The organism is Francisella salina (assembly GCF_000219045.1).
In the GTDB taxonomy this organism is placed as follows: domain Bacteria; phylum Pseudomonadota; class Gammaproteobacteria; order Francisellales; family Francisellaceae; genus Francisella; species Francisella salimarina.
The window spans coordinates 828,106-847,054 of the sequence record NC_015696.1 but is presented as its reverse complement, the minus strand read 5'-3'; the positions used below and the strand labels follow the sequence as shown (position 1 = coordinate 847,054).

Here is an 18,949-nt window from a genome sequence, read left to right as displayed (position 1 = left end):
ACATTATCCTAGAACTGGTTTAAATATTTATTATCATCACTTTGTCTAATAATTACTTTACCATTTAACGAAGTTTCTCCACTTTCTGTACTTTTAGCATTTTGTTTACGATACTCATCATAGTTAAAGTTTTTGATCTTATTTGCTGTAGCTACTTGCTTAGGATCCCACTTTAATACAACACCATATACAGTATTCTCTGTACTTGGTAACTTATAACGCCATCTCTTAACAGTTTTAAGACCAATAATATCTAGGTTTGCTTTTGTTTTGTAATATGTAGATAGTGTCTTTTCAATATCAGTCGCATCTATTCTGCGTGTTTGCTGCGTCTTAGTATTTTTAGCAAGAGTGCTAGAGATATCCTCAGACATAGTCAAAGCTTCTTTAGTTGACATTTGTCCAGCTATTAGTGTAACTAAATTTGCTCTTGCCATAATCTCAGCTTGCTTATAACCATAATCTCCAGCTGAAACTCCTTGAAGCTTTGGACCTGTATACGAGCCCTGACCATATGATAAGATATATGGCTTATTATCTTCCCCAAAACCAACACGGATACCATAATCACCCATCATATCTTCACCTGACTTATCCTTATATAAGTCAGAAGGAGATTGTCCGCCTTTACCAACGATTACAGGTTCATTACCATGTTTGATATCCTCAAACATTCCTTTAATTTTATCTGAATAAATAACCACTACACCAATAGCAGCATTACCATTTTTTTCTACAACAAAAGTCTTAATTGGTAGTAGACCTGATAAGTTACCAAATCCTGTAGTCAAGCTTTTGACTGTCATTTGCTGGCTTAAAAGAGCTTTTCTCTTCTCATCTGGTGTTGCAAAATCATCTGGGTTTAAACCTTGATCTTTTAATTGTTTATCTAGCTTTGCTTCTTCTAATGCTTGTTGCTTAGCATCAATCGCAGCTTGAGTACCCTCTTTGGGCTTATCAGAATCTGTATTAATGTCATTTACATTAGAACCTTGTGTACTATCTATGCTTAGACTCTTATCAACTTTTGTATTTGCTGATATAAATGATATGTATTCTGCCTGTGCTTTTATTAGAGCTTTCTCAAATGCCAACTGAGCACTGTCGACATAATTTGAATTTGTTTGATTAACAGAGGCTGTACCTATAGCAGAACCAACATAATCATATTTATCTCTAAGATTATTCTGATCGATATAACTCTCCATTACATCACTTAATATTTCTTCTGCTGATCTCTTATCTTCTGCAGTTGTTGCAACTGCTTTTGAATCTGATGAGATAGCACTATTAAGATTAGACACATCTGAACCCATATCAACAGATTGCGACTGCTCAGCTGTAGATTTAGTATCTACAGTTGTTTCTGCAGCAACTAAAGGACTTACTAATAATGATGAAACAATTAATGAACTTAATATTTTCTTTTTCATAGTATTTTATCTCCTATGTTTTAAGAAATTTCAGATCTACTCTGAAATAACCATTTTGAAATCTAACTACCAGCCAAATGTTGATTTAGTCTGTGATTTACGAATTTGCTTATCATCTTGCCATACAACAAGACCTGTTTTTAGATCCATCATCTTCAATGTTGCCAAGAAGAATTTAGATCTCTTATCTCCATCAACATTAGTATTATCAATATCTTGAATAGAACCATAAACCATATATCTAGCACCAATATGCTGACCAATCTTAGTAGCTGTAGTTTGATCAACCATACCACTATTAGCTTGATATCCAAGCTGCTCACGTACATTTTTGATTTGAGACATATCAGTAACTTGGAATAATCCAGATTTGATAATCTGTGTCTGTACTGTATTTGATAACATTGTCGTATTGATATGCTCTCTTGTTTCATTACGAATATTACTAAAGAATAATGTTGGTGTATCCATAGCAGTAATTCTCTTAACCGCTCGTGAATTCAGCATATCTTCAGTCATCTTGTTTGTAATAGCTTGCAAATCAGTAGAACTAAAATTAATAGATGTTGTATCTACACCATTTGGATCCTCATAAGCAACAGTTGTTTTACTACATGAGCCCAACAAAATTAAGCTTGCCGATAAAGTTACAAATAAAAGCTTTTTCTTCATTATTTTTGTGAACAGAATAATTTGTCTATATAGCGATTATAACAAAAATAATTAAGAATGTTATTGATTATAAATAGTAAAGATCATCTAAGAGGTTTAGACATAATATATACACAAACTGAGCCTATTTGCTTTATAGTATATTCAGCAAAATTATTCTTTATATATTTTTCTATCGATTCATAAGTATCATTTTTATTATCGAATATTCCTTTGTCATTAAATTTATTAGCCACCTTAATCGCAAGATTTGAGCTATAGTCATTAATGATAGTTGATCCAAATGCTATACCTTCAGATTTAAGCATCTTTGCAACATTCTCAAAAACAACTTGTTTGTTACCATTATCAGGTAAACAATGAATTAGATAGTTAAATGATATAGAGTCAAATTCGGAATGAAATTTCTCAGGAATAGCTTCAAGAATATCTACCTTATAAGTCAAAACACTTTTAGCTGGCAAAGCCTTTGCTACATAATCCAAACATGTTGGGTTTAAATCCATAAGTGTTACTTGTTGGAGCTGGTTATTAACTCTTTTTAAATAGTATCCAGAGCCCACACCTATATCTAAATGATTTTTAGAGACATTGGTTTTGTATAATTTAAGCAACTTGGAAGTCTTACATTTCCATAAAAAAGTATTATTAAAAAACAAAACCCAAAAGTTATAAACCTTTAAAACCAATTTTGAGTAAACCTTTTGGCCATCGTGTGTGCTTTTTTTCAATGCCATAACCTCACTCTACCAAAACATATTTGAACGCATTGGCTTAATAGCAAGAATAACTATCAAGATACAATAAACATACCAAGGAACTAATATTAATACCGGAACAAGTACAACTACCATACATCCAAAGAAGAACTGGCTAAAAAAAAGAAGAACTTGGTATGATGGCTTATTTGTCTTTAGATACATTCTAGCTTTCTCAATATATGATCCCTCAAATGAAAATAGATGAATCACTATTGGAAATACTGCCGTTAAAAACATTAATAAATAAAAAATCCAACTCACTTCAGTTAGAACTAGATAGTTTGTAGCTACAAGCAAGCCCACCAAGAAGTAGACTATTTTAACAAGAGCAATGTCTACTAATGTGAAATGCTGTAATTTTTCTGATAAGAACTCTTCTTCATACATAATGTACTCCCGACTGGTGTGGCATTTACACAGTAATTTTAACTTATTGAAAACACTTTAGAAACAAAAGATATTAAATAAGGGTTTATTATTTGCAAACATCATCAATAGTAAAATTAAATCTAACGCTAGATTTTAATAGTATTTAGCTGATCAGCCGGTACTTCCTTCTCTACTGTTTCGACTTTTCCAGTGCTATCTTCTGTTTTTTTGACAATTTTAGCAGTTTTACCATCTGAGTTAATCGTTATAGAACTAAACTCTTTATACACATCTGGCTTTTTAGTAACTTTTGATGTTTTAGATTCAGCTTGTATTTGGGCAATATTCTGATCAATGTTTGCTATTGTTCTGTTGAAGTTTTCATCTATCATCTGCTGTTGCTTTTGAAAATCTGCCATCATCTTTTCTATAGGCTTATTATTAGGTACTTGCGTACTGTTTTGAGGTTTTTGTTTTACCCAACCAACAGCACCATCTTTTTGATCAACTATCTCAATCCATTTACCCTTTGAAAAAATAGCTCTAAATTGAGGATTTTGATCATCAACTGTCATAATTTTTTTCGATTTTTCATCTGGTTTTGCATACATCTGATAACTCTCAGCATATACTCCCGACACAACCATTAAACCGAATATTGTTGCTAGAATTTTCTTCATTTCAACCTCCATCTTTTTGATGTAAATATTTTATACACAAATAGTCTAAAATTATAAATAAGTTTTATAGCTATTTTTTTCAAGTTACATGACTATTAATAAGCTATAATTATAGTATGTGAATTGAATATGTATATAGACTCAATGACTGATAAACCAAAAGTTTTAGTTGCTGACGATGATAAAAAAATTGCTCAGTTTATAAAAACCAAATTTGAAGAAAATGGTATTGAAACAACATTAGCTCACGATGGCAAAGAAGCACTATTCCTAATCAATACCAATAATTATGATGTGGTTGTTATAGATTGGATGATGCCGTATTTAGACGGAATATCTTTGCTAAAAATTTTACGTAAACAAAATGTAACAATTCCTGTGATTATTCTAAGTGCACTTGATAGCACTGAGAATAAAATTCAAGGTCTTACATCAGGTAGTGATGATTATTTAACTAAGCCGTTTTCAATAGATGAGTTAATCGTTCGTGTTAATATTCTATACAGAAGAACTAAACAAATTGCTGATGCACAGTCTCATAAACTGACCTGCGGAGATATAGTTCTTGATGAACTCGCTCATGAAGTACGTCGCAATGATGAATTAATATTATTACAACAAAGAGAATACAAAGTTTTACATCTACTTCTTAAACATAAAAATGAGGTGGTTAGCAAGACGATGATACTTAAAGAGGTATGGGATTATGACTTTGACCCTCAGACAAATGTAGTTGAAGTACATATCTCTCGCTTGCGCAACAAGCTCACTGAGAATGGTCTACCAGATCCTATAAAAACTATACGAGGCTTTGGATATGTCATCCAAGAATAAATTCAACGACACTATTCAACGTAGGTATATAATTAGCTCAAGCTTTAAAATGGCAGTGCTTTTTACAATACTTTTAGGTTTAAGTATAGCATCTTGGATTTATATAATTCTTTCCGCGCTTGGTAATAGAGTTACTGAGCATATAATCCCCCTAAGTATTGGTATCTTCTGTACAGCAAGCGTTGTCATCATCAGTTATTTGATCAGTGTTTTTGTTGTCAAGAAAATCAATTTTATAGCTAGCTCTGCTGCCTCTATTGTTAACACTCGCAACTTTAGCCAAAGAATCAAATCTGATACAAGCTGGGATGATCTTAGTAATTTAGCTAATATACTCAATATCCTGCTTGCTAATATCGATGAGCTTTTGGTAGATATCAAAAGCGTTTCAAATAATATTGCTCACGATCTAAAGACTCCTCTAACTCGTTTAAAAAACAAGCTTGAAAGCCTTGAGCAAACTTGCCCAAATGATGACACCGCTGAGGCATTGGCAGAGTGTAATCAATTGCTTAATATCTTTAATAGTATCCTAAGACTTAATCGTCTTGAACATGGTCGTGAAAACTTACTCAAAAAAAATTCTGATGTAAAAAAAATTATCGATGATGCTATTGAACTTTATGAACCAATGTTTGAACAAAAGAATATCAAATTAGATATCTCTGTTATTTCAAAAAATTTAAATACCGATAAAAATCTTATTTTCCAAAGTATTACAAATATCCTAGACAACAGCTATAAATACTCAAAAGATAATACTGAAATAACAATTTCTACAAAAATCCAGAACTCAAAATATATCATCACATTTACCGACCAAGGGATTGGTGTAAATGAAGAAAATATTGATAAGATTTTTGAAAGATTCTTTCGTGAAGAAAAAAGCCGCAGCCAAATAGGCAATGGTCTGGGACTTTCTCTTGTAAGAAAAATTATACACCTTCATAATGGCGATATCTCAGCCACCAATAACGAACCTCACGGTTTAATTGTAGAGGTGTCACTACCATTACATTAACAATTTTTAACTATGCTTTTTAAAATTTAAAAATTACTCTTGTAACTAACTAAAATTCTTATAATCAATTTAAAATATGGAAAAAATAGCAGTAATAGGAAGTGGAATATCTGGACTTGCCGTCAGTTATCTTCTCAAAGAAAAATATGACACTACTCTGTACGAAAAAAATAATTATTACGGTGGTCATGCTCGTACATTAGAGGTAAATAGCATCACTGTAGATACTGGTTTTATTGTCTTTAACTACCATACGTATTATCACTTATCGAGACTGTTCAAACATTTAAATGTGCCCGTCGCTGAGAGCAATATGTCTTTTGGTGTATCTATCAAAAATGGTAAGTTTGAGTATGGATCTAGTAGTATCAAAAGTTTATTCGCTCAATGGTCAAATATTTTCAGACCAAGTTACTATAAAATGATAAAAGATATTCTAAAATTTAATAAGATCTCAAGACAGCATCTTGAAAACAATACTCTTGATAAAAATATAAGCCTTGCTGAATATCTAGAATCTATAAATGTTGGTAACTGCTTCAAAGATTATTATCTACTAGCAATGGGAGCATGTATTTGGAGCACTCCATTAGAAAAGATGTATGATTTTCCTGCCCTTAGTTTTATTCGATTTTTTGATAATCATGGGCTACTTACAACTACCAAACCAGTCCAATGGTACACAGTCAAAGGCGGTAGCAAAGTATATGTTGACAAAATCATAACTCAACTAAAATCTGCTAATGTTAAATTTGCACCCCAAGCTACCAATGTAACTAGAACCCATAGAACTTTGATAACTGATATCAACAATAACACCATAGAATATGATAAGGTTATTTTTGCATGCCATTCCAATGAAGTTCTCGAACTATTAGGTGATGCCAACAGTGATGAAAAAAAACTTATATCCGCCATAAAATATCAACCAAACTCCGTAATATTACATACAGATGCTAGTATTATGCCAAAACGCAAAGCTGCGTGGTCAAGCTGGAATTATCTAAGTGCTGAAACTAAAGACAAACGTAATGTAGTTTCACTTAGCTACTGGATGAATAATCTTCAACCATTAGATACTAATATAGATTATTTTGTTACAGTTAACCCGGATCAAAAACCTGATCCACAAAAAATCATCAACGAACATACTTTTGATCATCCTGTTTTTGATAAAAAAGCCATTCAAGCTCAAAAAGACTTTGATAAAATCCAAGGGCTTAACAACACATACTATTGTGGAGCTTATCTACGCTATGGTTTCCATGAAGATGGTATACTTAGTGCAGTAAATGTTGCAAATAAATTAGGAATCAAAACTCCATGGTAAAAAACTTTATCTTAAGCTCAAAAGTTTTTCATAAGAGACATCATCCAAAGCAAAATTCTTTTAGATATAAATCATATTATATTATTTTGGATATGCTTAATCTTAAGCAAAGTAAGACTAGTTTTTTTAGTATCAATAAACCTAACTTGTATTCTTTCTATGATAAGGATCATGGCCTAAAAGATGGTTCAAGTAGTCTAAAATGGGCAACTAATTTATTAGACCAGCACAACCTTAAATATGATGAAAACAAATTGATGACTATGCCTAGAGTTCTAGGATACCTATTTAACCCCGTTAGCTTTTGGCTTTGCTATAGTGAAAAAAAACTTATAGCTATGATAGCTGAAGTCAACAACACATTCAAAGAAACTCATAGCTATATTTGCCACGACAATGGCAACGAAATTACAGATAAAACATGGTTCAAAGCAGAAAAAATATTTCATGTATCGCCATTTTACCCAAGACAAGGCTTTTATAAATTCAACTTCGCACTTGATTTTGATAATAATGCAAAAAATCAAGTTATTATCAATTACTATGATAATAATCAGCTCCAACTTGGTACAGCAATTAATGGTCAAATCAAACCTTTATCAAGTATAAACTTAGTCAAAGAATTTTTTAGATCTCCACTTCTAACTTTCAAAGTTATCTATCTAATTCACTGGCAAGCTCTAAAAATCGTATTTAAACGCATAAAATATATTCCAAAACCTGAGCAGAAAGATATTCGCGTTAGTGTAGCTAATATTATAAGTCCAAATAGTTAGATTCCCGACAATATTATACCCATATCAGAAATATAAAGCTTACTTATAAATTTATTAACAAAATTTAATATTCCAGCAATATTACCTCAATATTTATTTGCTAATATTTACGCATAGAATAATTAACTCTTGCCTTTTGAAATGTTTGAAAAAACCGTTAGAAAAAATTTATTAGAATCACTTAACAAATTAGAATGTGGTGAGCTATATTTAACAACTCCAGAAAACGAAACTATTTATACAAAAGGCGAAAAACAAGGTCCAACAGCCGATCTAAAACTAAAAGATTGGCGCACAGTAGTAAACTTACAATTAAAATCAGATATTGGATTTGCTGCTGACTATAGAGACGGCTACTGGGAAACCTCCGATCTTAAGTCTCTGATTCTACTAGGCTTAGTTAATGAAGAAGCATTTGGTCAATACATGAAGCCAAATTTTCTTTTTAAATTATTACAAAAACTTGGCTACCTTACTAAACGCAATAGCATCAAACAGAGTAAGAAAAACATCTACGATCATTACGACTTAGGTAATGACTTTTATAGTTTGTGGTTAGACAAAACCATGACTTATTCATCTGCGATGTACAAAAATCAAAATGAAACATTAGAGCAGGCTCAAATCAATAAATACAAAAACATAATTGATAAATTTGATAAAAAAAATGGCTCAATCATTGAAATTGGCTGTGGATGGGGTGGATTTGCTGAAACAGCTCTAAATAGTAGTGACTACACACTCAAAGGCATCACACTATCGACAGAACAACATGACTATGCTACGAAGCGACTAGCTGGGAAAAAAGCTGATATAGTTATTGAAGATTACCGTATCCAAACTGGTAAATATGACTATATCGTTTCAATCGAGATGATCGAGGCAGTGGGTAGAGAATATTGGAATACATATTTTTCTAAACTTAAATCACTACTTAAAGAAGATGGTAAGATTGTTATTCAAGCCATTGTCATTGATGATGCGCTTTTTGCGGATTATGCTAAAGGTACTGATATGATTAGAACCTTTATTTTTCCTGGTGGTTTCTTACCATCTATGGGACAAATTAATCTGGAACTGGATAAGGTTGGGCTTAAATGTGTAGGTACTGAATCTTTTGCAAAAGATTATGCTAAAACACTTGATGAATGGGACAGAAATTTCGTAAATGTAGAGCCTGAGCTAATAAAACTAGGTTTTGACAAGCGTTTTCAGAGAATGTGGCGTTTCTACTTAAACTCTTGTAGTGCTGCATTTACTCATGGGCGTATTGATGTTGTACAGTTGGAGATTGTCCATGCTTAAAAGACTACTAATATTTATCATTATTAGTTTTCCTTTATTCACTTACGCTGAAGAATTAACTTTGCAGCAAGTAAAATCTCAACAAGTACAACAAGTTGGTAAAATTCATTTTTCTAAATGGTTTTTTGATATTTATGATGCTGAACTTTACACTCAAGATGGAAGTTTTAATTGGGATAAACCATTTTTACTAAAAATTCATTACCTTAGAAATATGGATGGGAAAACTATCTCTAAACATACTGTTAAAGAAATATCATACCAACATCCACAACAAGTTAAGGCAAATTACCAAAAATATAGAGATACCTTTGATCATTTAATTCCCAACGTCCAAAATGGTACAAACCTGTACGGTTATATGGATAAGGATGGTAAAGGATATATATATTCAGATAATGGTCTAATTGGTCAAATACCAGACAAAGATCTTTCAAAATATTTTTTTGAAATATGGCTTAGCGATAACTCATCATATCAAAAATTATCAAGACAATTGAGGGGCTTATGAAAAAATTAATATCTAGAATAGGAGTAATTATTATGGCATTAGGATTATTTGGATGCTCAGCTGATATATCAAGTTACAAAGGAGACGGTCCAAAGCTTGACCTACAACAGTATTTACAAGGTAAAATTGTTGGCACAGGGATTATTCAAGACTATAAAGGAAAAGTCACTAAGCAGTTTGACTTCTCTGGAACTGCTAGCTGGAATGGTGATGTCGGCACATTTGATGAGCACATGGTCTACTATGACGGCCAGAAAGATCACCGTATTTGGACGATTAAGAAAATTTCTGATAACTACTACGAAGGTACAACAGGCGACGTAATTGGTACTGCTAAAATCTATGTTGAAGGCAACGCTATGAACTGGCAGTATCAAATGAACATCCCAGTTGGCGACAAAAAATACAAAATTAGTTTCGATGACTGGATGTACTTAATGAACGATGGTGTACTTATAAATAAAAATACATTCAAAAAATTTGGACTAACAGTTGGTTCATTAACGCTATTTATGCATAAAGAAAAATCTGGAGAATAACTATGCAAAAATTTGCAGGTAAAACTATATGGTTAATTGGCGCAACAGATGGTATTGGTAATGCATTACTTAAGAAACTTGATAATTCAATAAAAGCTAATTTTATAATATCAGCTCGTTCACTAGACAAACTACAAAGTATATCTGCAAGTCTAAAAAATACTGCTCATACTGTTGATCTTGATGTGGCAGATTTTGAGAGCTTCAAAAAAGGAAGTGATATAGCTCTTAGCTATAATCCTGATTATATTATATATTTGCCAGCATTCTATGAGCCTTCATTAATTGCTGACATTGCCATTTCAAATCTTAATAAAACGATCCAAACTAACCTAACTGCTGTTTTTTACCTAATAAGATTTACTCTACCATATCTCAAAAAAAACCATAAATGTCAGCTAGCTATTACAGCTAGTGTTGCTGGCTATATCGGTTTACCTAGATCACAACCTTATGCTGCTACTAAGGCTGGTGTTATAAATTTAGTGGAGAGCCTAAAAGCAGAAAATCCTGAGCTTGATATCCGTCTGATAAATCCAAGCTTTGTTAAAACTAAGCTTACTGACAAGAATAATTTTAAAATGCCAGCTCTACTTCAGCCAGAAGAAGCTGCTATCAGTATCATCAAAGGTTTAGAGTCAAATAAATTTGAGGTTCACTTTACAAAAAAATTCACGATAATTCTAAAACTTATTGCAACTTTACCTTACAAACTTTACTTTAAAATTGCTAAAAAGATGATTTAGAACCGGAGAAACCATGGAAACACAATCTAATAAACTTACTATAATAGCTTTTGCTATTATGCATATTGCTTGCCTAGCAATATTTTTTGTAAATTATAATATTACTGCCTTAGTTGTATTTCTTGTTACATTTTCAGCTAGAACATTTGCTTTGACCGCTGGGTACCATCGCTACTTTGCACACAAGGCTTTTCAGACTTCTAGAGTATTTCAATTTATTTTAGCATTGGTTGGTACTTGGGCATCTCAAAAAGAACCTCTTTGGTGGTCAGGTCATCATAGATATCATCATATTCATTCTGATAAAGACACAGATCTACACTCACCTAAAAACGGTATCTTCCAGTCGCATGTTGGCTGGGTTTTTGAATCTAGAAGTGATCATGTTGATCCCAAGTTTACCAAAGACTGGATAGAATATCCTGAACTAGTTTGGCTAGATAAGTATGACCATATTTCATTTGCTTTATACTTAGTAGGTCTCTTTGTTGTAGGTAGCCTAGTTAACCACTTCTTCCCTAACCTCGAAACATCCGGTTTAGCATTTGTATTCTGGGGCGGTATCTTAAGTACAGTATTGTTATATCACACTACATTTAGTGTTAATTCAATCTGTCATATTTTTGGCGAAAAAGATTATGAAACTTCAGATAATAGTCGTAATAATTGGTTCATAGCACTAATTACATTTGGTGAAGGATGGCACAACAATCACCATAAATTTGCTTACTCTGTTAGAAATAATCTCAAAGCATGGCAAATTGATATTACATACATAATTCTTTGTGTATTGAGAAAATTTAGAATAGTATGGGGATTTAAAGAACCAAAGAAAACTGTTTAGATTAAATATTCATAGAATAAATTTATTGAACCGCTTTTGTTTTTGCTTTTTTTCTACGTCTAGCTCTTTTTTTCTTAGCCTTATTCGGTTTTTTTGACTTCTTGGGATACGGCTTATCATTATTTTTATCTAAATTTGGCTTACGTGGATCATATAATTCAAAATCTATGTGGATTCTTTCTAAATCTGCTCTGACAACTCTTACAGTAATATCTTGACCTATCTTATAAACTTTATGAGTTCTCTTACCAATCAATATATCTTTAGCTTCATCATAAATATAATAATCCCCTGGAATAGCAGAAACGTGTATCAAACCTTCTATATACATATCTTTTAGCTCAGCAAATAGACCTAAGCCATTAACATGCTTAACTTGAGCCTCCAAAACATTACCAATATAGTCTTGCATAAAATAGCATTTCAACCAGCTCTCAACTTGCTTTGATGCACCATCTGCATTTCGTTCTTGATTAGAAGCATTCTCACAAATATTTGCTAATTCAGAAGACTTATAATCAGCACCACCATGCTCATATTCGCCAATAATTGATTTAATTATTCTGTGTACTACTAAGTCAGGATATCTTCGAATTGGCGATGTAAAATGAGTATATTCACTATATGCCAATCCAAAGTGTCCATCATTATTTATACTATACACCGCTTGATTCATGCTACGCAAAGTCATCATCTGAATATCATCATAATCAGGACGATCCTTTATGCTATCTAACATTTCTGCCAAAGCCTTTGGTGTAACTTTGCCATTTTTACCATATGCAAGATGTATACCATGCTTAGCAAGATACTTCTTAAGAGTCTCCATCCTATCTTCTTTAGGCTCACTATGAACTCTAAATGGCGATGTTTTTTTATGCTTAATGGTGAATTTAGCTGCTGCAACGTTTGCCACAAGCATACACTCTTCTATTAATCTATGCGCATCATTACGATGTCTTGGTACTATTGACTCAATATGATTATGCTCATTTAATATTATTTGTGTTTCAACGGTATCAAAGTCTATAGCACCTCGCTCTTGCCTAGCTCCATGTAGCACTTTATACAACTCATATAAATCAAATAGATTTGGTATCAACTCAGGAGTTTTATCAACTATAGAATTTTGTTTCTTCTCTAAAAGTTTTGCAACCTCTGTATAAGTTAAGCGCGCCATTGAGTTTATTACTGCAGAATAGAACTTGTATCTAGAAAGCTTACCAGTTTTAGATATGTTCATCTCACAAACTAGAGAATATCTATCCTCATTAGGTTTTAACGAACATAATCCATTTGATAACTTCTCTGGTAACATCGGAATAACATATCCAGGAAAATAAACAGAAGTTGAGCGACGCTTAGCATCCAAATCTAGGCCTGAATCTTTCTCAACATAGTTTGACACATCTGCAATCGCAACATATAGTTTCCAGCTACCACTTTTAGTCTTGTGTGCATAAACAGCATCATCAAAATCTTTGGCATCTTCACCATCGATAGTTACAAAATTTTCATTACGCAAATCAACTCTATTACCAACAATCACATCATCAGAAATATTATCTAAATAGCGCAAAACCTTTTTGCTCCACTGTTCTATTAAGTCATACTTCTGTGTCGCCATCATCATTGCTTCTTTAACTGGAGATACTGCTTCGACCTCTTGCTTAAACTTAGCTACAGCTGCACTATTTATACTAGGATAAACAACAATCTCGGCCTCAATTAGAGAATTGTGTTCTATTTTCTGCCTCGGTGGTAATAGCACTATATCACTTGTCATACTCTTACTTATCGGCTTAATAAAATCACAATCAAAACTCTTATAGTAGTATCCAGTGATGGTTTTTTGTGATCTTGAAACTATTGTTTTAATTTCTGCATCTATTCGACCACGTTTATTAAGTCCAAGAACTTTAGCTGTTACTTCATCACCAGCCATTACCATTTTTGTCTGATGAGATACAACTCCAACCTTAGTATTTAAAGTATGGCTAAATAACTCTAAACGGGAGTCTCTATCAGCTGTTACTTTAGATGTTATATATATTGGCGTCATTTCTGGTAGATTATAGTATGATTTGTCTTTTTCTAACTGTCCATCTCTAACCATTGCACCTAAACGATTTACAAGACCATCAAAAAGATTTTTTTTAAAAATTTCTAAAGCATTTGCGATGTTTTCTATACTAACAGGAATATTAGTATCTTTTATATATTTTAGAATCACTTCTCTACTTGGAATTGGATTCTCGTACTTTTGTGCTTCGACATCCCTATTAGGATCATTATGTATATTATATTTACTCACTTATGAATATATCCTGGTCAAAAAATTTTTTACTTATTAACTTACCTTTATCAAACTCTGCTATAGCAACAAACTTCTCATCATCATATATCCTGACCGTTCCATCAAGATGAGGTTTGTCAGCGAAGAGTCCTCTTTTGTATAAATCACCTTTTTCTTCTTCTACTAAAGAGTATATTGGCTTGTCAATAAATACACTCTCTACACTAGCTATACTAGCAAGTTTTTGTTCAAAACTTAAATCTTTTAAGTTATCTAAGTTATGAGCAGCCTCAATTCCAAAAGGTCCGCTTTGGGTTCTTTGCAGAGCGGACAAATGTCCACCACAGCCTAAAACTTTTCCAATATCTATAGCTAGACTACGAATATATGTGCCCTTTGAACATTTAACTCTTATTTCTAATGAATCTGTATTAAACTCCAGTAACTCTAACTCATATATACAGATATTACGCGGCTTAACCTCAACGGTTTTACCCTCTCTAGCTAGCTTATAGAGAGGTTGTCCATTATACTTCAAAGCTGAATACATTGGAGGGATTTGAACTATGTTCCCCCGAAAATCTCTCAAAACTGTTTCTAGGTACTCTGCCGACAATTCTGGAATATTAGCATTTCTTGCCACTATTTCACCCTCAGCATCTCCACTATCTGTTTCAACACCTAGCTTAATAGTTGCAATATATTCCTTATCAGAGTCTAAAAGGTATTGTGCTATTTTAGTGGCTCTACCAAAGCATATAGGCAGAACTCCTGTTGCCATAGGATCTAAGGTTCCTGTATGACCTGCTTTTTGAGCATTAAATATATACTTTAATTGCTGTAAAACTTTATTTGAACTAAGACCTTGAGTCTTATTTATGACAATCACACCATTGAGATTTAATCTATTTTTTTTCATGTAAGCCTTGTTGTGATAGTATTTGTATCATCTTCTCAGCAGCTTTCTGCTCAGCTTTTTTTCGCGATGTGCCTTTTGCACTAACTTCAATATTTAAATCATTAGACAATGCTTTCACTGTAAACTCTTGTTCATGGTCTTTACCGTCGATAGTTTCAATACTATACTCAGGAAGACTTAAACCATTTTGCAATAGGATTTCTTGTAACTTAGACTTACCATCTTTGACTCTTACATCATCCAAATTAAGAGTTGATATAACTGGCTTATACCAGTTTAGTATAACCTTTTTAACAGTAGCAAAATCACTATCTAAATAAATTGCCCCAATAATAGCTTCAAATACATCTTCTAATATTTTTTCTCGCTTATGTCCACCTTGTTCACTAGCACCTAAGATAACATATTCATCCAACTTAAAATTTAGAGCTAAATTTGCTAAAGTTACTCCTTTAACTAGCTTAGACCTAATTTGTGAGAGCTTGCCCTCTGCTAAATCTGGAAACTCTAAATACAACGCTTCGGCAATTACAAATCCCAAAATAGAATCTCCCAAAAACTCTAATCTTTCATAGTTTTTCTTTGTTTTACTACGATGAGTTAATGCTCTGACCAAGAGAGTATAATTTTTGAAGTTATAACCAAGAATTTTATATAATCGAGAATATTCAGGAATCATTTATTTAAAAGACCTTACCAATTTCACTCCAACGAACTTTTTTATCAACCTTATCCCAGCTCATCCATACAATCTTTGCTTTACCTACAAGATCCTTCTCAGAAACAAAACCCCAATAACGACTATCTTCACTATTATCTCTGTTATCTCCCATTACGAAATAATGTCCAGCAGGTACTTTAAGATTTTCAAAATCAGTACCTTTTACGGATTCAATCCAATCAACTTGATGCTTAACACCATCAAGATTTTCAGTACAAATTGTATCACCACTGCCATTAGCTAATGATTGATTGTAATAATTAATAGCATCTTTATCACAATTTGTGTACTCAAGTTTTTTACCATTAATCGTCAACATCTTATTCTTGTAAGAAATCACATCTCCAGGTACACCAACGACTCTTTTGACAAAATCCACACTTGGATTAACTGGAAAGTGAAACACTAAAATGTCGCCTCTTTTAGGCTCACCTGTTTTTATCAGAGTTTCATTAGTAAAAGGTGCTCGAATACCATAAGCAGCTTTATTAACAAATATAAAATCTCCAACAGGTAGTGTTGGTGTCATAGATGCTGTAGGGATAAGAAAGTTCCCTATTAGAAATGTTCTAAGCAAAAAAACCACCAAGAATACACTAAACAAGGATCTTGCTTGATCTGCTATCAAAGGAGCCTTAAGGCCACTGTCCTTATAGAACTGACGCTTCTGTTTCTTAGATAGACCCTTTAATTCCTTAGCATAAGGCTTTAATCTTGGCCTTTGAAAAAAAAGTAGGTCCATCAAATAAATCAGACCACTTGCTATAGTTAAAAACAGTAGCCAAAAAGTAAAACCTAGACTTAGGATATAGTTCAATAGTTCCATGAAATCACTTAACTATTTTATCCTTTTGAACAAAATAACCAACGCCTCTAATAGTTTGAATAAAGTTTGGAATATTTATTTTCTTTCTTAGATTGTGCATGTGTACTTCTAGAGTATTAGTGTCCATTTCTTTATCAGTAGAATACACTTCTTCCAGAAGCTGAGTTTTTGGTACAACACGGCCAGCATTTTGCACCAAAATAGCCAAAAGCGCTAATTCTTTTTTTGAAACTGGAATAATAACACCATCTTTAGTTACTGTCTCAGAGCTAGGGTTAAAGCTATAGTCGCCAAACTTGATTTCTTCTTTAGTACTTTTGCCAGATCTTGTGTCTATTCTACGAGAAATAGCTTTAATTCTTGCTACCAATTCTTTAAGCTCAAAAGGTTTAGTAAGATAATCATCCGCGCCTAAATCTAAGCCTTTGATTCTATCCTCCAAACCATCTCTAGCTGTTAAAAGAATAATTGGCACTTTAATACCTTTATTCCTAACATTCCTAAGAACTTCCAAACCTGTTTTAATTGGCATACCTATATCAAGAACCACAATATCATACAATCCTGATTCAACGAAAGTCTGTGCAGCTTCGCCATCAGAAACCAAATTAACAATAAGACCTTCTTTTTGCAGCGCTTCGAGTAAGCCCTCACCTAAGTTAAGATCATCTTCAGCCAATAATAGCCTCATATATTCACCTTTATTCGTTATAAGATTCTAAAAAAACATTTATCAGCTAAAGTATATAGCATAAGGTACATAAAATAAATATTTATTTAAACTTATAAATTATGAGAAATATTACCCTAAAACTAATATGAGTGTTCAAGAAATTTGTGAACTAAACTCTTGGGAAAGTTCTTCTGCTCTATTGATATTTACTTGTATTGCCTTATCAACAGTTCCACCAAGATCAAGTCTTTCAAAAGTAGATAAAGCTTCAAAAGTTATACCTTTTTTAGATGTTACATTTTTTCTTAAAGTAGCCATATCCTCGTCACTTTTCAAGACCATCTGCGCAGCACCAAGACACGTTTGAGCAACAAGCTTCTCAGCTTGTTGTTTATCCAGTCCTCTTTTAGCAGCAGCATTGACCATATGCTCCATAAATTGAAAATAATATGCTGGACCAGAACTTGCTATAGCTGCAATAACATCAATTTCATCCTCTTTTTTAACTACAGCGACCTCTCCCATTGTCTTCATAATATTAATAACTTCTGACTTATTATCATCACTAATATTTTTATTAAAAAATATTCCAGTAGCACCGTAGCCTAAGCTACTAGGCGTATTGGGAATAGTCCTTGCGAAAGAAATATTCTTAGCAAACATTCTCTCATAATCATTAGCTTTGATGCCTGCTGCTACCGTAACTATTGTCTGATCATCTCTAGTATGATCTCTAATATCCCTGATTAGACTAATCATACCTTGTGGCTTTACAGCTAAAATAATAATATCAGCTATAGCAATTGACTCTAGTAAAGAGTCCGAAGACAGTATCCCATATCGACTAACTAAATTTTCTCTTTTATCTTCATTTCTATCAAAAACGATAATATTCTGACCATCATAGCCATGATTAACCATTCCCGCGATCATTGCAGCAGCCATATTACCACCACCAACAAAACAAACTTTCATAAATATACTCTATATACATTCTTTAATTTATATAACTATAACATTTCGGATAATTATTGCTAATATATACACAGACTTAAACCTTAAAAAACATTCAAAAATGAGAGAAATAGTTCTAGCATCAAGCAATAAAGGAAAGATTAGAGAATTTACAGATATTTTTAAAAAAATAAACATTCAAATAATCCCTCAAACAGAATTCAATATTAGTGATGCTGAAGAGACAGGGCTTAGCTTTATAGAAAATGCAATCATTAAAGCAAGACACTGTTCAAGACACACTGGATTGCCTGCAATAGCAGATGATTCTGGGCTTGAAGTATTTTCATTAGCAGGCGACCCTGGTATTTACTCTGCAAGATACGCTGGGGAGCATGGCAATGATGATGCTAATATACAAAAGTTACTGACCAATCTAAAAGATAAAGATAATCGTACAGCTCGGTTTGTATGCGCCTTGGCTTATGTCAGAAATGAAAAAGATCCTACCCCAGTACTAGAATATGGCTTCTTAGATGGCGAGATCGCACACACTTGCTTAGGTGAACATGGTTTTGGATATGATCCGGTATTCTCTTTACCTGAATTACAAAAAACTTTAGCACAACTATCAAATAGTGAGAAAAACAAAATAAGTCATAGAGCTATAGCGCTTGATAAAATTATTAGCAAAATATGAGGCCTTAATGTTTTTTCATCCTTGATGATATAATTTCTT

Annotated in this window: 21 protein-coding genes; 10 read left to right on the top strand and 11 right to left on the bottom strand. The window is 32.8% G+C overall.

The annotated features are described in order from the left end of the window. Positions 1-8: 8 nt before the first annotated feature. From F7308_RS04110 to F7308_RS04090, 5 genes are all read right to left on the bottom strand, one after another. Positions 9-1,433: a DUF6844 domain-containing protein gene (locus tag F7308_RS04110; RefSeq protein ID WP_013922589.1), complete on the bottom strand. Its 1,425-nt coding sequence runs from the start codon at positions 1,431-1,433 to the stop codon at positions 9-11. Between the two features lie 66 nt (positions 1,434-1,499). Next, the gene (gene lpoB / locus F7308_RS04105) at positions 1,500-2,105 is read right to left on the bottom strand and encodes a penicillin-binding protein activator LpoB (RefSeq protein ID WP_013922588.1); all 606 of its coding nucleotides are present in this window, start codon (positions 2,103-2,105) and stop codon (positions 1,500-1,502) included. Between the two features lie 83 nt (positions 2,106-2,188). After that, a complete protein-coding gene (locus F7308_RS04100) occupies positions 2,189-2,842 on the bottom strand; it encodes a class I SAM-dependent methyltransferase (protein WP_013922587.1) in 654 nt (217 codons plus the stop codon). Between the two features lie 9 nt (positions 2,843-2,851). Then, entirely contained in the window at positions 2,852-3,253 is a 402-nt protein-coding gene (locus tag F7308_RS04095) for a hypothetical protein (protein WP_013922586.1), read from the bottom strand. A 128-nt stretch (positions 3,254-3,381) separates the two neighbouring features. Continuing rightward, entirely contained in the window at positions 3,382-3,915 is a 534-nt protein-coding gene (locus F7308_RS04090) for an SH3 domain-containing protein (protein ID WP_013922585.1), read from the bottom strand. A 144-nt stretch (positions 3,916-4,059) separates the two neighbouring features. Here F7308_RS04090 and bfpR point away from each other — a divergent pair, with 144 nt between their 5' ends. The 9 genes from bfpR (at position 4,060) to F7308_RS04045 (ending at position 11,821) form a co-directional block, all read left to right on the top strand. Continuing rightward, positions 4,060-4,749: a two-component system response regulator BfpR gene (bfpR, locus tag F7308_RS04085; RefSeq protein ID WP_041263906.1), complete on the top strand. Its 690-nt coding sequence runs from the start codon at positions 4,060-4,062 to the stop codon at positions 4,747-4,749. Next, entirely contained in the window at positions 4,733-5,770 is a 1,038-nt protein-coding gene (locus F7308_RS04080) for a sensor histidine kinase (protein WP_041263666.1), read from the top strand. Before bfpR ends, F7308_RS04080 begins: the two co-directional genes overlap by 17 nt. A gap of 76 nt (positions 5,771-5,846) precedes the next feature. Next, positions 5,847-7,100 carry an NAD(P)/FAD-dependent oxidoreductase gene (locus F7308_RS04075; RefSeq protein WP_013922582.1) on the top strand — a complete coding sequence of 418 codons (1,254 nt, stop codon included), beginning with the start codon at positions 5,847-5,849 and terminating at the stop codon, positions 7,098-7,100. Beyond that, a complete protein-coding gene (locus F7308_RS04070) occupies positions 7,094-7,876 on the top strand; it encodes a DUF1365 domain-containing protein (RefSeq protein WP_013922581.1) in 783 nt (260 codons plus the stop codon). The genes F7308_RS04075 and F7308_RS04070 overlap by 7 nt, the downstream gene beginning before the upstream one ends. A gap of 141 nt (positions 7,877-8,017) precedes the next feature. Then, positions 8,018-9,181 carry an SAM-dependent methyltransferase gene (locus tag F7308_RS04065; protein WP_013922580.1) on the top strand — a complete coding sequence of 388 codons (1,164 nt, stop codon included), beginning with the start codon at positions 8,018-8,020 and terminating at the stop codon, positions 9,179-9,181. Then, positions 9,174-9,692 (top strand): chalcone isomerase family protein, encoded by a 519-nt coding sequence (locus tag F7308_RS04060; protein ID WP_013922579.1) that lies wholly within the window; start codon positions 9,174-9,176, stop codon positions 9,690-9,692. The genes F7308_RS04065 and F7308_RS04060 overlap by 8 nt, the downstream gene beginning before the upstream one ends. After that, the gene (locus F7308_RS04055) at positions 9,689-10,231 is read left to right on the top strand and encodes a DUF3833 domain-containing protein (protein WP_041263665.1); all 543 of its coding nucleotides are present in this window, start codon (positions 9,689-9,691) and stop codon (positions 10,229-10,231) included. The genes F7308_RS04060 and F7308_RS04055 overlap by 4 nt, the downstream gene beginning before the upstream one ends. Positions 10,232-10,233: 2 nt before the next feature. Beyond that, the gene (locus tag F7308_RS04050; protein WP_013922577.1) at positions 10,234-10,977 is read left to right on the top strand and encodes an SDR family NAD(P)-dependent oxidoreductase; all 744 of its coding nucleotides are present in this window, start codon (positions 10,234-10,236) and stop codon (positions 10,975-10,977) included. Positions 10,978-10,990: 13 nt separating this feature from the next. Continuing rightward, complete coding sequence (locus F7308_RS04045; RefSeq protein WP_013922576.1) at positions 10,991-11,821, top strand: acyl-CoA desaturase; 831 nt, start codon at positions 10,991-10,993, stop codon at positions 11,819-11,821. 22 nt (positions 11,822-11,843) lie between these two features. On the opposite strand, the gene rnr is transcribed toward F7308_RS04045, so the two are convergent. From rnr to proC, 6 genes are all read right to left on the bottom strand, one after another. After that, complete coding sequence (gene rnr / locus F7308_RS04040) at positions 11,844-14,135, bottom strand: ribonuclease R (protein WP_013922575.1); 2,292 nt, start codon at positions 14,133-14,135, stop codon at positions 11,844-11,846. Further along, positions 14,128-15,036, bottom strand: coding sequence for a tRNA pseudouridine(55) synthase TruB (gene truB / locus F7308_RS04035; protein ID WP_013922574.1), 909 nt, complete (start codon positions 15,034-15,036; stop codon positions 14,128-14,130). Before truB ends, rnr begins: the two co-directional genes overlap by 8 nt. After that, a complete protein-coding gene (gene rnc / locus F7308_RS04030) occupies positions 15,023-15,715 on the bottom strand; it encodes a ribonuclease III (RefSeq protein ID WP_013922573.1) in 693 nt (230 codons plus the stop codon). Before rnc ends, truB begins: the two co-directional genes overlap by 14 nt. 4 nt (positions 15,716-15,719) lie before the next feature. Continuing rightward, entirely contained in the window at positions 15,720-16,583 is an 864-nt protein-coding gene (gene lepB / locus F7308_RS04025) for a signal peptidase I (protein ID WP_013922572.1), read from the bottom strand. Between the two features lie 4 nt (positions 16,584-16,587). Then, positions 16,588-17,274: a response regulator QseB gene (gene qseB / locus F7308_RS04020; protein ID WP_013922571.1), complete on the bottom strand. Its 687-nt coding sequence runs from the start codon at positions 17,272-17,274 to the stop codon at positions 16,588-16,590. Positions 17,275-17,409: 135 nt separating this feature from the next. Beyond that, positions 17,410-18,231, bottom strand: a complete 822-nt coding sequence (gene proC / locus F7308_RS04015) for a pyrroline-5-carboxylate reductase (protein WP_013922570.1) — start codon at positions 18,229-18,231, stop codon at positions 17,410-17,412. A gap of 100 nt (positions 18,232-18,331) precedes the next feature. On the opposite strand from proC, the gene rdgB reads away from it, so the two are divergent. Further along, positions 18,332-18,910 carry an RdgB/HAM1 family non-canonical purine NTP pyrophosphatase gene (rdgB, locus tag F7308_RS04010; protein ID WP_013922569.1) on the top strand — a complete coding sequence of 193 codons (579 nt, stop codon included), beginning with the start codon at positions 18,332-18,334 and terminating at the stop codon, positions 18,908-18,910. Positions 18,911-18,949 lie beyond the last annotated feature (39 nt).